The following is a 464-nucleotide window of genomic DNA, read 5'->3' as shown; positions in this document are numbered from 1 at the left end:
GTACCTCCAGCCGCTCGCCGACGCCCTCGGCGACCAGGTCCGCTACGGGGCCACCGTCACCGGCGTGGCCCGGGCCGGCCGCGACCGGATCGTCGACTCCGGCCGCGAGGAGCAGCCCTTCACCGTGCACATCCGGACGGCGGACGGCGGCGAGGAGCGGATCACCGCCCGCGCCGTCATCGACGCCTCCGGCACCTGGTCCACCCCCGGCCCGATGGGCGCCAACGGCCTGCCCGCGCTGGGGGAGAGGTCGGCGGCCGACCGCGTCTCCTACCGCGTCCCGGACCTCATGGACACGGCGGCCCGGGCCCGGTACGACGGGAGGCGCACAGCCGTCGTCGGCTCCGGCGGCACCGCCTACACCGCGCTCGCCCTGCTGGCCGACCTGGCGAAGGAGGAGCCGGGCACGCACGCGGTCTGGATCCTGCGCCGGGGTATCGGCGAGGCCACGTACGGCGGTGGTG

General features: G+C 76.9%; 1 protein-coding gene. It reads left to right on the top strand.

Going from position 1 to position 464, the window contains the following annotated elements:
• Positions 1–464 (top strand): SidA/IucD/PvdA family monooxygenase (locus LPA54_RS38015; RefSeq protein ID WP_228984963.1); only part of this gene is annotated, 464 nt, incomplete at both ends.

The organism is Streptomyces sp. DH12 (assembly GCF_020873895.1).
Lineage (GTDB): Bacteria > Actinomycetota > Actinomycetes > Streptomycetales > Streptomycetaceae > Streptomyces.
Note: the sequence above shows the minus strand (reverse complement) of the source record. Positions and strands in the feature narration are given on the sequence as shown.